General features: G+C 72.5%; 16 protein-coding genes and 2 pseudogenes. 10 read left to right on the top strand and 8 right to left on the bottom strand.

Features of this window, described 5'->3' with window-relative positions:
• The first annotated feature begins 273 nt into the window (after window positions 1–273).
• Window positions 274–2001 carry a hypothetical protein gene (locus tag ACFPZI_RS08400; protein ID WP_381360286.1) on the top strand — a complete coding sequence of 576 codons (1728 nt, stop codon included), beginning with the start codon at window positions 274–276 and terminating at the stop codon, window positions 1999–2001.
• Window positions 2002–2125: 124 nt separating this feature from the next.
• Here the strand turns inward: ACFPZI_RS08400 and ACFPZI_RS08395 are convergent, their stop codons facing one another.
• The gene (locus ACFPZI_RS08395) at window positions 2126–3436 is read right to left on the bottom strand and encodes an ABC transporter substrate-binding protein (RefSeq protein WP_381360284.1); all 1311 of its coding nucleotides are present in this window, start codon (window positions 3434–3436) and stop codon (window positions 2126–2128) included.
• A gap of 118 nt (window positions 3437–3554) precedes the next feature.
• On the opposite strand from ACFPZI_RS08395, the gene ACFPZI_RS08390 reads away from it, so the two are divergent.
• The gene (locus ACFPZI_RS08390; protein WP_381360281.1) at window positions 3555–4055 is read left to right on the top strand and encodes an SCO4402 family protein; all 501 of its coding nucleotides are present in this window, start codon (window positions 3555–3557) and stop codon (window positions 4053–4055) included.
• Between the two features lie 46 nt (window positions 4056–4101).
• A complete protein-coding gene (purU, locus tag ACFPZI_RS08385) occupies window positions 4102–4983 on the top strand; it encodes a formyltetrahydrofolate deformylase (protein ID WP_381360279.1) in 882 nt (293 codons plus the stop codon).
• 97 nt (window positions 4984–5080) lie between these two features.
• Here purU and ACFPZI_RS08380 read toward each other — a convergent pair whose 3' ends face one another.
• On the bottom strand, window positions 5081–6235 hold the full coding sequence (locus tag ACFPZI_RS08380) for a maleylpyruvate isomerase N-terminal domain-containing protein (RefSeq protein WP_381360625.1): 1155 nt from the start codon (window positions 6233–6235) through the stop codon (window positions 5081–5083).
• A gap of 329 nt (window positions 6236–6564) precedes the next feature.
• Complete coding sequence (locus tag ACFPZI_RS08375; RefSeq protein ID WP_381360277.1) at window positions 6565–7146, bottom strand: sigma-70 family RNA polymerase sigma factor; 582 nt, start codon at window positions 7144–7146, stop codon at window positions 6565–6567.
• 357 nt (window positions 7147–7503) lie between these two features.
• Between ACFPZI_RS08375 and ACFPZI_RS08370 the strand changes: the two genes are divergently transcribed.
• The 4 genes and pseudogenes from ACFPZI_RS08370 to ACFPZI_RS08355 form a co-directional block, all read left to right on the top strand.
• Window positions 7504–7884, top strand: a complete 381-nt coding sequence (locus ACFPZI_RS08370) for an STAS domain-containing protein (RefSeq protein WP_381360274.1) — start codon at window positions 7504–7506, stop codon at window positions 7882–7884.
• Between the two features lie 213 nt (window positions 7885–8097).
• Window positions 8098–8601 (top strand): EF-hand domain-containing protein, encoded by a 504-nt coding sequence (locus tag ACFPZI_RS08365; protein WP_381360271.1) that lies wholly within the window; start codon window positions 8098–8100, stop codon window positions 8599–8601.
• 1090 nt (window positions 8602–9691) lie between these two features.
• Entirely contained in the window at window positions 9692–10135 is a 444-nt protein-coding gene (locus tag ACFPZI_RS08360; RefSeq protein WP_381360622.1) for an ATP-binding protein, read from the top strand.
• A 762-nt stretch (window positions 10136–10897) separates the two neighbouring features.
• Window positions 10898–11098 (top strand): annotated as a pseudogene (locus tag ACFPZI_RS08355) (hypothetical protein); the annotation flags it as partial.
• On the opposite strand, the gene ACFPZI_RS08350 reads toward ACFPZI_RS08355, so the two are convergent.
• Window positions 11023–12153: a GlxA family transcriptional regulator gene (locus ACFPZI_RS08350; protein WP_381360268.1), complete on the bottom strand. Its 1131-nt coding sequence runs from the start codon at window positions 12151–12153 to the stop codon at window positions 11023–11025. The pseudogene ACFPZI_RS08355 and the gene ACFPZI_RS08350 overlap by 76 nt on opposite strands.
• Before the next feature lie 200 nt (window positions 12154–12353).
• Between ACFPZI_RS08350 and ACFPZI_RS08345 the strand changes: the two genes are divergently transcribed.
• On the top strand, window positions 12354–13598 hold the full coding sequence (locus ACFPZI_RS08345) for an MFS transporter (RefSeq protein WP_381360619.1): 1245 nt from the start codon (window positions 12354–12356) through the stop codon (window positions 13596–13598).
• 35 nt (window positions 13599–13633) lie between these two features.
• Here the strand turns inward: ACFPZI_RS08345 and ACFPZI_RS08340 are convergent.
• Together ACFPZI_RS08340 and ACFPZI_RS08335 are read right to left on the bottom strand one after the other, a co-directional pair.
• Window positions 13634–13806: pseudogene (locus tag ACFPZI_RS08340) on the bottom strand (flavin reductase family protein); the annotation flags it as partial.
• 32 nt (window positions 13807–13838) lie between these two features.
• Window positions 13839–15041 carry a flavin-containing monooxygenase gene (locus ACFPZI_RS08335; protein ID WP_381360616.1) on the bottom strand — a complete coding sequence of 401 codons (1203 nt, stop codon included), beginning with the start codon at window positions 15039–15041 and terminating at the stop codon, window positions 13839–13841.
• 170 nt (window positions 15042–15211) lie between these two features.
• Here ACFPZI_RS08335 and ACFPZI_RS08330 point away from each other — a divergent pair, with 170 nt between their 5' ends.
• Complete coding sequence (locus ACFPZI_RS08330; RefSeq protein ID WP_381360265.1) at window positions 15212–15412, top strand: OB-fold domain-containing protein; 201 nt, start codon at window positions 15212–15214, stop codon at window positions 15410–15412.
• Window positions 15413–15499: 87 nt separating this feature from the next.
• Here ACFPZI_RS08330 and ACFPZI_RS08325 read toward each other — a convergent pair whose 3' ends face one another.
• The gene (locus ACFPZI_RS08325) at window positions 15500–16168 is read right to left on the bottom strand and encodes a pyridoxal 5'-phosphate synthase (RefSeq protein ID WP_381360263.1); all 669 of its coding nucleotides are present in this window, start codon (window positions 16166–16168) and stop codon (window positions 15500–15502) included.
• A gap of 517 nt (window positions 16169–16685) precedes the next feature.
• The gene (locus ACFPZI_RS08320; RefSeq protein WP_381360613.1) at window positions 16686–17321 is read right to left on the bottom strand and encodes a TetR family transcriptional regulator; all 636 of its coding nucleotides are present in this window, start codon (window positions 17319–17321) and stop codon (window positions 16686–16688) included.
• A 134-nt stretch (window positions 17322–17455) separates the two neighbouring features.
• Between ACFPZI_RS08320 and kbpA the strand changes: the two genes are divergently transcribed.
• Window positions 17456–18241, top strand: a complete 786-nt coding sequence (gene kbpA, locus ACFPZI_RS08315) for an AfsK-binding protein KbpA (RefSeq protein WP_381360260.1) — start codon at window positions 17456–17458, stop codon at window positions 18239–18241.
• Window positions 18242–18316 lie beyond the last annotated feature (75 nt).

Raw genomic sequence — 18316 nt, 5'->3', positions numbered from 1 at the left:
GGCGCGGCAGGGGCACGGTGTGATCAAGATTCGGTCGTCGTGCGAACTCGGCGGCGGACAGCGGGTGGTGAATATTTCGGGTGATCTTGAGTGAACGTGCGGGCAATGCGGAGTTGATGCGGGAGAGGTGACATGAGCAGCGTGCGGTGATCCGGTTTTGTTACCGCGCTCACAGGGCATGAGGTCGGGTCCTGTGCTGCGTGGCACCGGGCTCCGGGGACCCGGTAGCGTGAGCCGACGATCCACAAGGTTCCCCCATGGGTAGGAGTCCCGGTGACGCAGAGTGGACAGGGCGAGGAGCCCTCGGCGCGCCCCGCGCGCGAAGGCATCGTGCTGCCCTCCGACGGCGGCGAGCCCTTGCTTCCGGGCATGGCGGGTACCCCGGCCGGTCCGGTCCCGCCGGGCGGGCAGGCGCCCGCCTCGGCGCCGCCCGGCGGTCAGACGTGGGGCACGCCGTGGGGGCCCGAGCAGCAGACGCCGCCCGGCCAGGAGTGGCAGTCCCCGCCCGCCCAGCAGTGGGGCGCGCAGGAACCGGCCCCCTGGGGCGCGCAGGGACAGCAGGGTCCGGGCCCGCTGCCGCCCGAGGGCGCGCAGGCCCCGGCCCACGGCGGGACCCACGGCACCCACTCCTCGTACGGCCCGAACACCGGCGGCCCGTCCGCGCCGATGCCGCCGCAGGCCACCGGCCAGGATCCCGGCTACGGCGGACACCACAGCGGTGACGCCCACGGCTCAGCGGCCGGTGGGCCGGACGGTTACGGGCAGCAGGGCGGGGGCGCTCCGCTGCCGCCGCAGCACGGTTCCGGGTACGGCGCCCCCGCCGGCGCGTACGGCTCCGGCGTCGCGGGCGCGCTGCCCGACGGGTCGGAGGGGGCCACCCAGTTCCTGCCGCCGGTGCCCGCCGCCCCCATGGACGAGGGCGCGACGCAGTTCATACCCCCGGTGGGCCCGGGAGCACTGCCTCCCGAGATGCCCGCCGCACACGACTCCGAGGCGACCCGGTACCTGAACCTGCCCGAGCAGGGCCAGGCCGGCGGGCCGCTGACGCCCGCGGGCAACCCCGACGCCGAGGCCACCCAGTTCATGGCCCCGGTGACCGACCAGCCCCAGGGCGCGCCGTACGGAGCCGGGCCCGGTGCGCACTCCGATGGTCCCGCCGGCGAAGAGAGCCGGCAGCCGCCCGCCGAGTTCGACAACCTCTTCCGCGCTTCCGGTGGCGAGGCCCCGGCCGGTTCCACCCAGCAGATGCCCCGCGTCGAGCACCAGCAGCCCGCCTACCCGCAGGCCGGGCACGGCGGCGGCCGCCGTGCCGCCCGCGGGAGCGACACCGGAGGCCGGGGCGGCCGGGGCGGCCGGGGTGGCCGTACGGGTTCGAAGGTGCCGCTGATCGCGGCGGTCGGCGTCGGTCTCGTTGTCCTCGGCGTCGGCGCGGGCGCGCTGCTCGGCGGCGGGGGCGACGACGACAGCAAGAACCAGCCGGTCTCCGCCACCGGGCCCGCGAGCGAGGCGCCGTCGGCCGAGCCGTCGGCCGAGCCGTCCGTCGACCCGGTCCGGCAGCAGGCCGTCGAGCTGGACAAGCTGCTGGCCCACAGCGGCGACAGCCGGTCCACGGTGATCAGCGCGGTGGAGAAGGTGAAGGCCTGCAAGGACCTCCAGCAGGCGGCCGAGGACCTGCGGGAAGCGGCGGGGCAGCGCAACCAGCTGGTCACCGACCTGACCGCGCTCTCGGTGGACAAACTGCCCGAGCACGCGGCGCTCACCGACGCGCTCACCAAGGCGTGGCAGGCGTCGGCGTCGGCCGACAACCACTACGCGGCCTGGGCCGACCAGACCGCGGGCAAGAAGGGCTGTCGGAAGGGCCAGGCCCGCTCGACCGGCGAGACCGCGGCCGCCAACAACGACAGCGGCACCGCGACCGCCGAGAAGACCAGGGCCGCCCAGCTGTGGAACGCGATCGCCAAGCAGCACAGCCTGACCGAACGGCAGCCGACCGATCTGTGACCGGCCGGAGCCCGGGCCGGCCCGGACGGCCGGCGTGCGGTGACCGGAGCGGCCCGGCGTGGGGCTGACGGAGGGCGATGAGCACGACGGAGGGGCGGTGGCGGGCGGCCCGCGCCTCGCCGCGTCAGGCCAGGTCGGCGTTGCGCAGCGTGTCCGTCACGTCGATGAAGCCGTCGCGGCTGGACACGAGCCGGCCGTCCTTGACCTCCTGGAAGGTCACGTTGGCGTTGACCAGCCGGGGGAATCCGACGGAGGCCAGCTTGTCCTGGAACTGCCAGTGCAGGGTGGGGGTGAGCCCGCCCGTCTGGACCTTCAGACCACTGTTCAGCGTCCGGGTCACGGTGTCGGCGCTCACCTCGCCGTCGCCGAGCGACTCGACGACCTGCTTGAACACCGTGTAGGCGATCCAGGTGGTCTGCACACCGGCGTCGGCGGGGTCGATCCGGTTGTCGCCGAACGCCTCCTTCTTGATCATGTCCTTCATCGGGTCCCAGAGCTTGTCGCTCGACGCCGGGTACCAGCCGGTGACGTACGACCCCTCGTACGGGCCCGAGGCCCCGCCGGTCGTGTTGATCGTCGTCTGGTCGACGCTGCCCAGCACGGTCGCGGTGCGCACGTCCGGGTGGTCGGCGCGGGCGCGCCGGAAGGAGTCCATGAAGGTGCTGGTGCTGTCCCCGAGCGCGGGCACCACACAGCCCTCCGCCTCCGGGTCGGCGGTACTGGTCTCCAGGGCCTGCTCCGCCTGCCCGCCGTACTCGGTGGCCTCCTCCGCCGCCCGCTGGTCCGCGGTCGGCTCGTGGTCGCCCGCGGACAGGCCCGAGTTGAGCAGCGGGGGCAGCTGGTCGCCCGCGATGGTGTCAGGACGGATCAGGGTGACCGGCCCGCAGACGTCGGCGAGGGCGCGGCCGAGGCCCGCCAGCAGCGCCGGCTGGCCGCCGTTGACGGGGTAGGACAGCGGGCTGGTGAACTCGTCGGTGGTGATGCCGTAGCCGCCTATGTACGGGATGCCGGCGCCCTCGAGGGTCGGCAGGAACGTGTCGGCGTGCTGGCTGTACGAGCCGACGACCGCGACCACGTTCTCCTTGACGGCGGTCCGGGCGCACCGCGAGGCGGCCACGTTGTCGTTGCGCTCGTTGCAGGTGATCACTTTGAGCTCGCGGCCGTTGATGCCGCCCTCGGCGTTCACCCAGCGGGCATACGCCCTGGCGAAAGCGGGCATACCGGGCTTGTTGGTGGCGTTGGTCTTCTCGGGTGCCCAGGTCATGACGGTGATCGGTTCGTCACTGCCGCCCCCCGGGCCGGGGGCGACTCCGCACCCGGTGGCCAGTATCGTCGCCGCCAGCGCGCCCGAGGTCAGGGCGCCGGCTCTGAACGGCCGGGGGCTGCGGCGGGGGAGGAGGCTGCTGCGGCTGCGGTTGCGCGGACTGCCGGTCATGCTTACGCACGATTCCCTCACATCGCCAACCATTGGGCGACTCACGGTCAACAGATGGTGACGTGGAGGTGAATTGCCGGGCCCGGTGTGACCGGTGGCGAGGGGAAACGTACGATCGATGACCGTGCAAGGTTCGGAGAACTCTTCCCGTCGAAGCCGTCGCTCCTTCACCATGGGCGGCATGCCACTCAATGACATGCCCTGGTGGCGCTGGCGCAGCAATGTGCGCTCCGCGCTGCACATGCTGTCCGACCCCGGGTTTCAGCACGGCGTCTGGCTGGCCGGTGTGGACGGCTACGGCGACGTCACCGACGCGGTCTACCGACTGGTCGAGGACACCTGGCTGGACAACTGGTCCGCCGAGAAGTACGTGGGCACGATCTTCCGCGACTCGCAGGAGGCGGCGCTCGTGGACACCGCGGTGCTGCGCGTGCTGCGGATCATGCACCAGGTCGGTCCGGACGCGCCCGTCACCGCCTACCTCGCGCACGAGGGATGGCCGGACGCGGTGCGTGCCGCGCGCGACGCGCATGTGCGGCTGGCGACCAGTGACGGGGAGGACCCCGACACTCCGCCGCAGACCCTTGAGGTGCTGAACATCCTGACCCGGTCCGCGTAGCGGAACGGCCCCCCGGCCGGGATCCGCGTATGGGACCCTTTTCCGCATGAGTGAGCAGCCCGCCCGAGCAGAGGCCCCGGCCGACCAGTACGTTCTGACCCTGTCCTGCCCTGACAAGCAGGGCATCGTGCACGCCGTGTCGAGCTACCTGTTCATGACCGGTTGCAACATCGAGGACAGTCAGCAGTTCGGTGACCACGACACCGGGCTGTTCTTCATGCGGGTCCACTTCTCCGCGGAGGCCCCCGTGACCGTGGAGAAACTGCGGGCGAGCTTCACGGCGATCGGTGACGCGTTCCGGATGGACTGGCGGATAAGCCGGGGCGACGAGAAGATGCGCATCGTCCTGATGGTCAGCAGGTTCGGCCACTGCCTGAACGACCTGCTGTTCCGCGTCCGGATCGGTGCGCTGCCGGTGGAGATCGCCGGCGTGGTGTCCAATCACACCGATTTCGCCGAACTGGTGGCTTCGTACAACGTCCCCTTCCATCACATTCCGGTAACGAAGGACACCAGGGTGGAGGCCGAGGCGAAGCTGCTGGAGATCGTGCGCGAGGAGGGCGTCGAACTCGTCGTGCTCGCCCGCTACATGCAGGTCCTCTCGGACGACCTGTGCAAGCAGCTCTCCGGGCAGATCATCAACATCCACCACTCCTTCCTGCCGAGCTTCAAGGGCGCGAAGCCGTACCACCAGGCGCACGCCCGAGGTGTGAAGCTGATCGGTGCCACCGCGCACTACGTCACCGCCGACCTCGACGAGGGCCCGATCATCGAGCAGGAGGTCGAGCGGGTGGGTCACGACGTCACCCCCGACCAGCTCGTCGCCGTCGGCCGCGACGTGGAGTGCCAGGCGCTGGCCCGCGCCGTGAAGTGGCACGCGGAGCGCCGCATCCTGCTGAACGGGCGGCGGACGGTGGTCTTCGCCTGAGCCGTCGGGACACGGGCGGCACAGGGACGGGGCCGGAACGCGCGGCCAGGGCCCGTCCGGCACGATCCGACGGACAGGCCCTGGACCCGGACAGGCCCTAGATCCGGCTCATCGAGGCCGCCGCCAGCAGGACGTCCCGGATGGCGGCCTTGTCCCCGACCTGCCCGGCGGCTGCCTCCCGCGGAGGCACATGGCCCGCGGCCAGACGGCAGAACTCCGAGCCGTCGAGCGCTATGTGGGCCACCTCGTGCTCCGCGGACCCTTTGGCCGCCGGGGAGTCCAGCGGGATCAGCCACTCCCCGCCACCGGACCCCTCGATCTCCAGCCGCAGGCTCCGCCCCGGCGCACCGGCCGCGACCAGCCGCCGCTCGGTGGAGACCTCCTGCCCGGCCTGCCGGCGTGCTTCGAGGACGGCCGGCAGCATCCGCGCGGCCAGGTCGACCATGCCGTGCAGATGCCGTCCGGTCGGCGGCTCGTACGGATAGTCCACCGCCTCGGCGATGTCCTCCCCGTGCACCCAGCACTCGAAGGCGCGGTCCAGCATCGCGTCGTGCAGCGGCAGCTCGTAGCCGCCGTACGAGACCGGCATCCGCCCCGCCCTGCTGCCGGTGAAGGACACCGTCCGTACCAGGTCGTGGGTCTGCGCACGCCAGGGCGCCCGCACGGAGCGGGTCGGCGGGTAGGGGGTTCCGCGCCAGAACGCCTCGGTGCGGGCCGACGGGGTGGCCCGCTCGGGCGCGAGACCGTCGAGCGGGTCGGGCAGGCCGAGGGCGGCCGCGACCAGCCCGTCGACCGCCAGCAGATGCGCGATGACCCCGGCGACGGTGGTGCGGCGGGTGGCCGCCTCGTCGGCCTCGTACCAGCGCAGCCGCACGGGCGCGTGCCACTCGGTGTCGCCGAAGTCCTGGAGCAGCGCGTCCAGCCGTGCCGTCTCGGCGTCGTAGGCGGCGGCCCAGTCCGGCACGGGGATGCGCGGCGGACGCCGCTTGAGGCAGGACTCCAGGACGCGGGTGCGCAGCCCCGGGTCCAGGTCGAGGCTCTCGGGCCGCTGCAACAGCCCGACGGCGTTCCGCAGGCGCAGCGCCTCGTCGGCGCAGGCCCCGCACTCGCCGAGGTGCTCCTCGACGGCTGCCGTCTCCTCCGGCGCGCAGGCGGCCAGCGCCCACGCGCCCAGCAGCGACTTCAGCACCCGGTGCTCCAGCATCAGCGGCTCGGGTGCCGGCGGTGCGACCCTGGCGGGCTGCTCGGGCATCGGTGCGGTTGCGGTTGCGGGTACGGGTACGGGCAGGGGCTGTCCGGTGTCCTCGACGGAGGCGCGGGATGGCGGTATGCGGGCGGAGTGGCCGGGCCCGGCATCGCGGTCCGGGCCGTCACCGGGGTCCGGGCCGTCCCTGCCGCCACCCGGCCTACCCGGAATGTCCTGCTCGCGCGTACCGTCCGCCCCGTTTCCCGTGCCCGCGTCCGTGCCCGCGTCCGTGCCCGCTTCCTCGTGACGCTCCCCGTCTCCCTCGTGCTCCTCATGCTCCTCGTGGTCATGGCCGATGTGCCCATGGTCGCCGTACGGCTCGGAACGGTCGCCGCTCACGCCACACCCCCGATTCCGGGCGGGGCGCCCGGGGTCTCGGTGTCGTGGGCCGTGGCCAGCAGTTGGAGGCCCAGCCGGAGGCGCCGGCGGGCCTCGTCCTCGGTGACGCCGAGGTCGGCAGCGGTCTGCTGGTAGTCCCTGCGCTGGAAGTACGCCAGCTCCAGCGCGGCCCGCAGCGGCACCGGCATGGCGTGCACGATGTAGTCCGCGCGGGCGGCCACCGAGGCGTGGCGCACCTGGTGCTCCAGATCCTCCGCGCTGCCGGCGCCGCCGTGGGTGAGCGCGGCGGTCCCGGCGGCGCGCAGCCGCTCGACGGCCAGCCCGTGGGCCAGCGCGGCGATCCACGTGCGCAGCGGGCCCTGCTGGGGGCCGTAGGCGTCCGGGTGCTCCCAGATGTGGGCGAAGACGTCGCGCGTGACGGTGTCCGCCGCGTCCTCGTCGCCGAGGACGCGGTGGGCGAGGCCGTGCACGAGGGAGGCGAACCGGTCGTAGAGCTCACCGAGCGCGGCGGCCTCTCCACGGGCGAGCCGCTGCTGCATCGTGCGGTCCCAGCGGGGCGGTACGTTCCGTTGTGTCATGCGACCCCTTCACCCCCTGTTCCTTCCGGCGTCCCGGGACGGCCCTGTCCGGCAGGTTCCCACCGACTCCACGAATGTAGTCGGCACGTACGCGCACGCACGCCCCTTTGCGGCAATGTGCGCCCCCCGCCGGGCCCCAGGTGGTAGGAGGCTGCCGGCGCGCACCTCGGATGCCGTCCGGTGGCCTGCCTACCCACCTCGCCGCCGATCGGAACCGATCGAATGGGAGCGAAGTCGACTGAAACAAGCCTTTTTTGTTCGGTTACCGTTTCTCGGGTCGTGTTTCAGGGCACGGCCGGTGGGCAGCCGTGCTGCAAGGAAGCGTAGGCACTTCTTCCGTTTCGGCGAGCGAAGGACGTGGTGGTGACCTTCAACGTGACCGACGGAGAGCAGGGCGACTGGGCCGTGCTCCGGGTGTCGGGCGAACTGGACCTGATGACCTCGCCGGTGCTGCGCCAGCGCGTGCACGACGTCGTGGCCGACGGCAGACACAGCCTTGTCCTCGATCTCTCCGAGGTGTGGTTCTGCGACTCCAGCGGCGTGGGAGTGCTCATCGCCACCCGCCGGCTGCTCCGCTCCTGCCAGGGCAGTCTGCGGCTGATCCTTCCCGCCCAGGGAGCCGCCGACGGCAGCCACGTCAACCGGGTGCTCGGCGTGCTCGGGGTGCGCCGCCTCTTCGACGTCCACCCGGACGTCCCGTCCGCGGTGGACGGGGACTCGCGCCCGCTGTCGGCCTGAACCGGCCCCGGGAGCCGGCAGCCGATGCGGGCGGCCGGCGCGCGCACCCCGCGGGTGCTCGCGCAGGCTCGCGCGTGCCCCGTGGTTGTCCCGGAATTCTCCCGTTTTTGGTACAAGCGTCGTTTCCGGGCTCACGGAGGCGCTGCACGTCGTACGCTCCGGGCGAGACGACCCCTACTGGGACCCCACTGACTAAGGCGGCCTGAAAGAGACATGGTCACCAGCGAATACGAGCGCAGGATCGCGGCCCGCTTCGCCACCTTCGATCAGGACGGCAACGGCTACATCGACCGCGAGGACTTCAGCGGAGCGGCCAAGGCGCTGCTCGCCGAGTTCGGCACCCGGGCCCGGTCCGACAAGGGCCAGGCCCTGTACGGCGGCGCCGAGGCCTTCTGGCAGGGCATGGCGGGGATCGCCGACCGCGACGGCGACCAGCGCATCACCCGCGAGGAGTTCGTGAACGGCGCGGTCAAGCGCCTGCGGGACAACCCGGGCCGGTTCGCCGAGATCGCCCGCCCCTTCCTGCACGCGGCCCTCGCCGTGGCCGGTGGCGACGCAGTGGGCGTCGAGGAGATCGCCCGCGTCCTGACGGCGCTCGGCGTCCCCGAGGAACGGGCGGGGTCCGTCGCCGCCACGCTGGACACGGACGGCGACGGCAGGATCGGAGAGGAAGAGATCGTGGGCGCCTTCGCCCGCTACTTCACCGTCCCCGAGTAGCGCTCCCGCAGCTTGTCCTCGAGCACCTTCCGCAGGCACTCGCCGCGCGGGAGGGCGTCGGCCACCTCCAGCCGCTCCGGCAGCTCGTGCACCGACGGCCCTTCCGCGCGCGGATACGCGGATACGCGGTCACCGACTCCAGCGTCGGCTCCCCGGGACCGGCCTCCGTACCGCTCCCGGACGCGGCTCCCGCGTCCGTCACGTCCGTCACGGGCCCCGCGGCGGACCAGGGCGCCGGCCCTGTCGCCGTCCTCCTCCCTGTGGCCGAACAACTGGGCACCGCCACGCGCGCGTGCGAACCGGTGGTGCAACACGCCCGGACCCGTGAACAGTTCGGCCGATCGGGGCCTTCCAGGCGGTGGCCCACCCTGTGCGCCCGCATGCTGGTCCGCGCGGAGACCACCCGCGCCGCCGGCTACGCGGCGCCCGCGACTGCCTCCAGGTGCACGAAGGCGTGGGCTTCACCTGGGAGGCGGACGTTCATCCGCACCTCAAACGCGCCGGGGGCGGGCCCGGCGTACCGGAGGGACCACGGAGAGTGAGGGGCTGCTCGCTGTCGAACCGCTCGCCGGAACCGCCTGTCCCGCACCCTGTCTGCGATGTCGTGGATCGCCTCGCGCGAATGTCGCGGATTGTGGCATCCGAGTATCACGGAGCGTTGATATCGGGTTGTGTCCTACGCGTGACTCGTCACGGCCTGGAGTCGGCTGTCCGCTCCGGTACCTTGTGTGGGATGCGAGTGGTTGTGAGCACGCACCGCACCGGAGTTGCCCCCGAGGCGAGTCCGGAACGACCGGTGCCTGCCGCCGTTCGCCGCGCTACCAGGACTACTGTCACCGCCTGTTCGACTTGCCGGGGCGGGCGTCGCACAGTATGCCGCACGGGTACTCCTTCGCGCTGGAATATGCCCGAAGCGCTTGTTGGCGTGACTGTACGTCAACCATGCTGGCCCGTAAGGGATTCACGTTCCGTGACCCCTGTCCCGGCCGTTGTCCAGGCCATGCACAGAATGGCTACGATCGTGGCCCTCGTGAGGCGCGAGTCCAAGTGTCCGCCGGTTCGGATGGTGTGAGCGGTGCAGGTGCTTCAAGTGCAGCTGGAGATCCGGCCCGACCCTGCTGAGGTGGGGCGGGCCCGTCGGTGGGCCCGCTCGCGTCTGGCCGGATCGGGGATAGCGGCCGACGAGCCGCTCGCCGAGACGCTGATCCTGCTCGTCTCGGAACTCGTCACCAACGCCGTGGTGCACACCGGCTGTCCGGCCGTACTGAGACTCTCCCTGCCGGGTGCGACGGCCGGGGAGGCCACCGTCCGCCTCGAGGTGGCCGACCGGAGCTGCAGGGCGCCGGTGCCGCGCTGCGTGGACGGCGACGCGACCGGCGGGCGTGGCCTCGCCCTTGTCGACGGCCTGGCCGACCGCTGGGGCTGGAGCACCGACGGTGTCGGCAAGCGTATCTGGTGCGAACTCGACCGCTGCGCGGCGGCACGGGAGGCCGCCGCCCCGGCCTGGGGCGGCTTCGAGTACGAGGCTGTGTAGCGCCTCGGCGCTCCGCGGCGCCGAGGCTCCGGGGGGATCCGGTGGGCGGATGCACGGTTGTGCGTACATGCAGGTGCACCGATGCATGGCGGGTCGGTCGTGCGGGTCGGGGCGTGAGCCGGTGCGCCGGGTGTGCTTCCGTGCGCGGCGCCGAATAACCGGGCATATGTAGCAGACCCAACCGTGACTGTACGAATCGACATTGACGTGACGTGACCGTGTGATCACTGTGGTCGTCAGCGATTCGCTGCGAGGGGACGGCGAGGGCTTCGACTACGGGAGTCCTCGGCGAGTGTGGGTCGTGATTCCGGCGCCGCTTTCCTCATGGCCGAGGGGAGCCGGGCGGGAGCGCCGGAGTCGAAAGGCGGTGCGGTGCCGCCGCGCTCGGGACGGGCGGCACCGCGCCACCACCATCGCCAACGCCTTCCCTGTCGCCGTCGTCAACGGCGGCGCCGCGTGCCGTGATCGGGGGCGGGTTCTGTCGTCCTGACAAGTCCTGTCGTACGGGAGGACGGCGACCGGTGTGACGGGGGACCCCGTTCCGCCGGCGAACGGCTCGGGTGTCGCCGACCGCGGAAACGCGTAGCGGCCGGTCCATCCACAGGCTGTGGACAACTTTTCCGAATACCGGCTCCGGCCCTGCGGCACGCACAGGTCCACCAGGTCGAGCGCGGGCACCCTGACCGGCTTCATCAGTGGCAACCACCAGGGCTCCGTCTTCCGGGCCCGCTCCAGCGTGGCCAAGGGCGGGATCATCTCCCTTCCTCCCGCCCCCGGCGGGACATCGCCCGGTACGCCGAGCTGTACCGGCGGGGGCGCCTCCTCCTCGACGAACTCGTCGCCCCCACCTACCCGGTGGAGGACTTCGAGAAGGCCCGCCCGGTGCCTCACTCTCCGATGCCGGCCGCTGCGGCCGTGCGCTCGCCCCCGCCCCCGCCCTCGCTCCCGCGGTGGCCCTCGTGATTCCCGCCTCCGGCCCGGAACGTCCGCCGGTACGCGGACGGCGTCACCCCCAGCGCCGCCTGGAAGTGCTGCCGCAGCGACTGGGCGGTGCCGAACCCGGCGTCGCGGGCCACCCGGTCCACGGACAGGTCCGTGCACTCCAGCAGATGCCGGGCCCGCTCCACCCGCTGCCGGGTCAGCCACTGGCCCGGACTGACCCCCGTCTCCTCACGGAAACGGCGGGTGAAGGTGCGTACCGACATCGACTCCTGGGCGGCCATGTCGCGCAGCTGGACCGGTTCGTGCAGCCGTCCCAGCGCCCAGGCGCGGGCGCCGGTCGTGGACGCCTGCTGCTGATCGGGCACCGGCCGCTCGATGTACTGTGCCTGCCCGCCGTCGCGGTGCGGCGGTACGACCGTACGACGGGCCACGTCGTTGGCCACGGCGGCGCCGTGGTCGCGCCGGACCATGTGCAGGCACAGGTCGATGCCGGCCGCGACCCCGGCCGAGGTCAGGATGTCGCCGTCGTCGATGAACAGCACGTCCGGGTCGACCTCGATGCGCGGGAAGAGCCGCTGGAACCGCGCGGCGTCCGCCCAGTGCGTGGTCGCGGGCCGGCCCGCGAGGTAACCGGCGGCGGCGAGGACGTACACCCCGGTGCAGATGGAGGCGAGCCGGGTGCCGGGACGGACGAGGGCGAGGGCGGCGGCCAGCTCGGGGGTCAGCTCGCCCCGGTCGAAGACCGGGCCGAGCTCGTAGGAGGCCGGGACGATCACCGTGTCGGCGGTGGCGAGGGCCTCCGGGCCGTGGGCGACGTGGAGGGCGAAGTCGGCGTCGGTCTCGACCGGTCCGGGCGGCCGGACGGAGCAGGTGACGACCTCGTACAGCGGCCGCCCCTCGGCGTCACGGGGGCGGCCGAAGATGCGGTGCGGGATACCCAGCTCGAAGGGGAGCAGCCCGTCCAGGGCGAGGACGACGACGCGGTGCGACCTGAAGACGTCGGCGCCGGGAGCACCGGGAGCGCTGGAGACGCTGGAGACGTTGGGGGTGCTGGGGGTACGGTCGACCGATTCCATGGCCCGATCCTAGTGAATACTGTCCTTCGGGCCACTCGATACGAGGGCCCCGCGCACGGAAGCTCTAGGGCGTGACCCAGACCAGCGAGACAGCCGGCACCGTGAAGCAGCCGGACAGCGTGAAGCAGTCGGACGCCGAGGAACGGGCCGCAGCACGGGCCGGCAGTGAGCGGAACCGCCCCGGCCCGCGCCGCCCCCGCATCCACCGTGCGTGGTTCGTCGCCGCCGTCACCTTCGTGACGATCATCGGCGCCGCCGCCTTCCGCGCGGTTCCGGGACTGTTCATCGACCCGTTGAACGAGGAGTTCGGCTGGTCACGCGGGACCATCGGTGCCGCGGTCTCCGTGAACCTCGCCCTGTACGGCCTCACCGCCCCCTTCGCGGCGGCGCTGATGGACCGCTACGGCATCCGGCGGGTCGTCGCGGTCGCCCTCACCGTGATCGCGCTCGGCTCGGGGCTGACGGTGTGGATGACGGCGGCCTGGCAGCTCATGCTGTGCTGGGGCCTGCTGGTGGGCCTCGGCTCCGGCTCGATGGCGCTGGCCTTCGCCGCGACCGTCACCAACCGCTGGTTCACCGAACGCCGGGGCCTGGTCACCGGCATCCTCACCGCCGCGTCCGCCTCGGGGCAGCTGATCTTCCTGCCCCTGGTCTCCTGGATCGTCGTGACGTACGACTGGCGCCCGGCGGCCGTCACGGTGGCGCTCGCCGCGCTCGCGGTCGTCCCCTTCGTCTGGCTGCTGCTGCGCGACCACCCGGCCGACGTGGGCCAGAAGCCTTACGGGGCGCAGGAGTTCGTCCCCAAGCCCGAGCCCGTCCCCGGCGCCGCCCGCCGCACGCTCAAGGTTCTGTTCTCCGCGGTGCGCACCGGACCGTTCTGGCTGCTCGCCGGCTCCTTCGCGATCTGCGGTGCCTCGACCAACGGTCTGATCCAGACCCACTTCGTGCCCGCGTCCCACGACCACGGCATGCCGATCACCGCCGCCGCGTCCCTGCTGGCCGTCATCGGGATCTTCGACGTCGTCGGCACGGTGGCCTCCGGCTGGTTCACCGACCGCTTCGAACCGCGCCGCCTGCTCGCCGTCTACTACGCCCTGCGCGGCATCTCCCTGCTCTTCCTGCCCATGCTCCTGGCGCCCAGCGTCCAGCCCCCGATGATCTTCTTCATCGTCTTCTACGGCCTCGACTGGGTCGCCACCGTCCCGCCCACCCTCGCCCTGTGCCGCGAGCACTACGGCGACGACAGCGCCATCGTCTTCGGCTGGGTCCTCGCCTCCCACCAGGTCGGCGCCGCCCTCGTCGCCTTCCTCGGCGGCGTCGCGCGGGACGTCTTCGGCTCCTACGACGTGGTCTGGTACGCCTCCGGCGCCCTGTGCGCGGCGGCGGCGCTGATGGCGCTGGTGATCCGCAGGCGGCCGCGTACGCCGGGACTCGCCGTGGGCTGACGGGTGTTGGGCGGGCTGCTGGACGGTCCTTCGGTGAACCGTCCCCGGTGGACCGGCAGGGGCGCGCCGGTCTCGTCGCCCGTGCCGAGCGCGTGCACGCGGCCGACCACGATCAGGTGGTCGCCGCCGCCGGTGCCGCCGGTGTGGGCCGCGTGCACGGCGCAGTCGATCCGGCGAGGGCGCCGGCCGGCCGGGGCGAGCCGGAGTCGGCTCCGGTGCCGGAACCGGTCCCGGCGGTCGTCACTCGGGGAGCCGGGCGATCCCCGGCGCCCCGCGGCGGGTCAGCGCCTTGGCGATCTTCTCCGCGTCGATGGCCGCTTCACGGAGGTTGCCGGTGATGGGGTTGGTGAAGCCGGTGAAGTGCAGGCCGGGCGCGTCGGGCGGGGTGCCGGCGCCGCGGGCGACGGGTCTGCCCCGGCCGTCGAGGACGCCGAGGTGGCCGACGAGGCCCTCCAGGGCGGGGGAGTACCCGGTGGCCGTGATCACCGCGTCCGGGCCGATCCGGTTGCCGTCGGCGAGGACGACCTTGCCGTCCTCGAACCCTTCCACGGCGGCCACGATCTCCACCGTGCCCTTGCGTACGGCGTCGACCAGACCGACGTCCTGCACGGGGATGGCGCCCTCCAGCACCCTGCTGTAGAGACCGCTGTCGGGGCGCGGCAGACCGTGGGCCGAGAGGTCCGGCAGGGCGACCTTGGCCTGGGCCCGGCTCAGCCGGTCGACGAGCCCGACCGGCAGCCGGCGCACCAGGACGGCCGAGCGCTGCGCGGGCCAGCCCGCGGTCGAGCGGCGCACGATGTGCGGGACGGTGCGGACCGCCACCCGCACCCGGGAGGCCCCGCCCTCCACCAGGTCGACGGCGATGTCGGCGCCCGTGTTGCCGATCCCCGCGACGAGGACGTCCCGGCCGGCGAAGGGCTGCGCGTTGCGGTACTCGGAGGCGTGCAGGAACTCGCCGGTGTAGGCGTCCCGGCCGGGCCAGTCCGGCAGGCGGGGTGTGTGGTTGAGGCCGGTGGCGATCACGACCGCGGCGCCGGTCAGTTCGCGGCCCCCGGTGGCGTGCAGCAGCCAGCCGGTGCCGTCCGCGGTGCGCTCGACGCGGGAGACCTCGACCCCGGTGACGATCTCCAGCCGGTGGTACTCGGCGTACTTCTCCAGGTACCGGACCATGTCGTCGCGGGTGAGCCACCGCCCGAACCGGCGCGGTATCGGCAGACCGGGCAGCGCGGACAGATGGCGGGTGGTGTGCAGCCGCAGCCGGTCGTAGTGGCGCCGCCAGGACGTCCCCACGCTGTCGGACCGTTCGAGGACGACCGCCCGCACGCCCCGGGCGCGCAGCGCGTACGCGACGGAGAGCCCGCCGGGACCACCGCCGATGACATAGACGGGACGGTCCTCCTGATGCGGTGTCGTGGGGTTCGGGGGCGTGGTGGAGTCGGCCATGTGCGCGAGCGTAATCTCGCCCATGGTTGATGGGTCTCGGTCAAGACCGGAATTGGTTGCGGATTGATCACGTCTGTAGGAGTCGGGGGCGGGATCGGTGGCGTAGGGCGCCCGGATGTGAAGGGGTGTCGTGCGCAACGCGTCCCGGTCCGCTGAGTTGACGCACCGTCATGCGCTGTCGGAAGCGGCTTGTGCGGCCTGCCGCCCTTGGCGGGCCTCCCCCGTACATCGCCGCGGTCGTCGATCTGGCCGAGAGGCCGCGGATGATGGCGAAGATCGTGCGGAGGGACGGAACGGAACGGAACGGGACGGCGGCGGGGCACCGGCGGAGGCGGAGGCGGACCTGCGGGCCGGGACGGACCTGGAGGTGACCTTCAGGGAGGGCAATCCCGTGTTCCGGCCGTAGGGCCGTTCGGGTCGATGGCCCGAACGGCCCCGCCCCGCCGTTGCCGCTGTCCTCAGGGCCAGAGGAGTTCCCTGGCCCACCCCTCCCGCGGTGACCGGCGGTAGCGCAGACGGGTGTGACGGCGGAGGGCGTCGCCCTGGAAGAACTCCACCTCGTCCGGGCGCAGGCGGTACAGGGTCCAGGACGGGGCCGGGGTGTCCGGCTCCCGCCGGGCCAGCTTCCAGGCGGCCTCCGAGGCGCGGGTCAGCTCCTCGGGGGAGCCGAGGACCTCGCTCTGGCGGCCGGTGAGCGCGGAGGCCAGCGCCCCGGCCGAGCGGGCGCGCAGGTCGGCCCGCGCCTCCTCGGCCGGGGCGGTGACGACGGGCCCGCGGACCCGGACCTGGCGGCCCAGCACCGACCAGTAGAAGGCCAGCGCGGCATACGGGCGGACGGCGAGGTGGCCGCCCTTGCGGCTGTGGGCGTGGGTCGCGAAGGACCAGCCGTCCGCGTCCGCGCCGTGCAGCATCACGATCCGTACGTCGGGCAGCCCCTCCGTGTCCGCCGTGGCCAGGGACATGGTGTGCGGTTCGGGCTGCCCGGCCGCCACCGCCTCGGCGAACCACCGCGTGAACAGCTGAAGTGGCTCGGCGGGGGCGGCGGCCGGATCGAGCACCGGCAGGTCGGTGAGCTCCGGGTCCCACACCCGCAGCGACGTCAGCAACTCGTGAAGATCGGTTCCCATGCCCCGATTGTTCCTGCCCGTCGCGTCGTCAGGCCGTCATGCGGGCCGTTGTCAGGGTCGCTCTCACACGGATCCGAGGTCGGAGGACACCCGGCGCTCGGGCCGCATGCGCAGGACGACCTGCTCGCCGTGCCCCTCCCCGCCTCGGCCGCCCGCCTTCCTCGGGGGCTGCTGTCGTGAATCCGACGACTCATCAGGTGAGTGGAGGGGTGGCAGATGTCGTGCCGCCGTGCAGTGCCGCCCCTCCGGCCCGACGTGACGTACTGTCAGATATGGTGAAGCTGCCCATGGACGCCCGCTTCACTCGGTACGGGGCCCCGGCGCGCGGCGCTCCTCCCGGGGCCGGCCACCGGCGACCTCGTCACCCTCGCCGCACCCGGCGCCGGCGACTGGGCTGCCGGTGGCCGGGCGGCCGGGACGCGCGACAGGCGGCGGCTCACCGGAGTGAACCACCGCCTGTCAGACAGGACGCGGGAAAAACTATGAAAGCGGGGGAAGGTTCTTTGGGTGCCTCGCCTTACTTGGTCGGTTTCTTTCCGGTGACGCCCAGGTGCACCAACAGGGCCAGATTGGGTTTGAGTTCGGCCTGCTTCACGCCCCAGGAGGTGAAACCTTTCTGGTGCGAGGCGATGGCCGCCAGCATGGTGACCAGGGCGCCGGCCACCGCGGCGGGGTTCACGTCCTTGTCGACCCGGCCCTTGGCCTGCAACTCGGCGACGGCGTCGGCCAGGGAGCTGTTCACCGAGTTGAGAATCCTCATGCGGAGTTTGTAGAAGCGCTTGTCACCCTCGGCGGCGCCGAGGTCGACGACGCGCAGGATCGCCTCGTTACGCTTCCAGAAGTCCAGGAAGCCGTCCACGAATATCTGTGCAGTCTGCCATCCGGCCTTGCCGGCCCAGGAGCGTCCCTCGAGCAGTTCCGCCAACCCGGCTCCGTCGGCGACCATTTGCTCGGCGATCTCCAGGACGGCGCCCTCGACGTCCGGGAAGTACTGATAGAAGGTCGCGGGTGAAGTTCCCGCCCTCCGCGCGACATCGATGACTTTGACATCCCGGTAGGGGGAGGAGCTGAGCATCTCGCTGAGGCAGTCGAGCAGCTTCTGCCGGGTCGCCTGCCCTCGCCGGCCGGCCACGCGGCCGTCGACGGTACGCACTTGTCCTGTCATGACGTCAGCTTACCGAGGGGTGAGGGGAGCGCGATTCGGCCGACTGCAAATGGGGTGTGCCGGTTGTCCGTGCCTGGTGTGCCTGGTCTGCGCGGTGCGTGCGGCGCCGCTACTTTGGCGACATGGCCGAAAACAGGGCATCGGAGTACACAGAGGGCACCCCGTGCTGGGTGGACGCACAGCTTCCCGACGTGGAGGCGGGCAAGCGGTTCTACGGTGAACTTTTCGATTGGACGTTCGAAGACCAGTCGGAGCAGCCCGAGTGGCCCGCACCGGCCTCGCGGCCCACGCAGACCGTGCGGCCCTCGCCGCCCCTGGGGACCGTGCGGGCACTGCTCGGCGGCAGGCCGGTGGCGTCCCTCGCGCACAAGACGGACGGCCGGCTCCCCACCGTGTGGACGGTGTCCTTCGCGACCCCGGACGCCGAAGCGCTGTGCCGGCGGATCCTCGCGGCGGGCGGACAGCTCGTCTCCGCGCCGCGCGCGGTCGGCGAGCTCGGCGTCACCGCGCTCGTCACGGACCCCGAGGGTGCCGTCTTCTCCCTGTGGCAGCCCGGCGAGCGTCCCGGTTTCGGCCGTCGGCACGAGCGGGGCGCCTTCGCCTGGGTCGAGCTCTACACCCGCGACACCGAGGCGGCCAACACCTTCTACGGCGCCCTCTTCCATGACGCCCTGTTCGGGAAGGGCGCCGAGCCCGAATTCGGCCGCGCTCCGGTCTTTGACGTCTTCCCGGCCGAGATGCCGCCCCACTTCCTCGTCCACTTCGCCGTCGGGGACCTCGAGGCCACCATGGCGGACGTGACCCGGCTCGGCGGCCGCGTCCAGGTGCCGCCCTTCGGGACGTCGTACGGCACGGTGGCCGTGGTCACCGACAACCAGGGCGCGTCCTTCGCCCTGCTGTCCCGCTGAGCGGCCCCGCGCGTTCCCGTCCCGGAAAGTCCCTCGCGCCGCCCGCCCCGACTCCTCCGGATGCCTGTCGGGCCA

The sequence above is a fragment of the Streptomyces chlorus genome, from assembly GCF_042655885.1.
Lineage (GTDB): Bacteria > Actinomycetota > Actinomycetes > Streptomycetales > Streptomycetaceae > Streptomyces > Streptomyces chlorus.
The sequence above is the reverse complement of the archived record's forward strand: the minus strand, read 5'-3'. Positions and strand labels throughout refer to the sequence as shown.

What these genes read in the sequence shown, in the direction of transcription:
- ACFPZI_RS08395 (WP_381360284.1), bottom strand. Translation starts at nt 3,436, where the DNA reads ATGACCGGCAGTCCGCGCAACCGCAGCCGCAGCAGCCTCCTCCCCCGC.
- ACFPZI_RS08390 (WP_381360281.1), top strand. Translation starts at nt 3,555, where the DNA reads ATGACCGTGCAAGGTTCGGAGAACTCTTCCCGTCGAAGCCGTCGCTCC.
- purU (WP_381360279.1), top strand. Translation starts at nt 4,102, where the DNA reads ATGAGTGAGCAGCCCGCCCGAGCAGAGGCCCCGGCCGACCAGTACGTT.
- ACFPZI_RS08380 (WP_381360625.1), bottom strand. Translation starts at nt 6,235, where the DNA reads ATGCCCGAGCAGCCCGCCAGGGTCGCACCGCCGGCACCCGAGCCGCTG.
- ACFPZI_RS08375 (WP_381360277.1), bottom strand. Translation starts at nt 7,146, where the DNA reads ATGACACAACGGAACGTACCGCCCCGCTGGGACCGCACGATGCAGCAG.
- ACFPZI_RS08365 (WP_381360271.1), top strand. Translation starts at nt 8,098, where the DNA reads ATGGTCACCAGCGAATACGAGCGCAGGATCGCGGCCCGCTTCGCCACC.
- ACFPZI_RS08350 (WP_381360268.1), bottom strand. Translation starts at nt 12,153, where the DNA reads ATGGAATCGGTCGACCGTACCCCCAGCACCCCCAACGTCTCCAGCGTC.
- ACFPZI_RS08335 (WP_381360616.1), bottom strand. Translation starts at nt 15,041, where the DNA reads ATGGCCGACTCCACCACGCCCCCGAACCCCACGACACCGCATCAGGAG.
- ACFPZI_RS08330 (WP_381360265.1), top strand. Translation starts at nt 15,212, where the DNA reads ATGCGCTGTCGGAAGCGGCTTGTGCGGCCTGCCGCCCTTGGCGGGCCT.
- ACFPZI_RS08325 (WP_381360263.1), bottom strand. Translation starts at nt 16,168, where the DNA reads ATGGGAACCGATCTTCACGAGTTGCTGACGTCGCTGCGGGTGTGGGAC.
- kbpA (WP_381360260.1), top strand. Translation starts at nt 17,456, where the DNA reads ATGGCCGAAAACAGGGCATCGGAGTACACAGAGGGCACCCCGTGCTGG.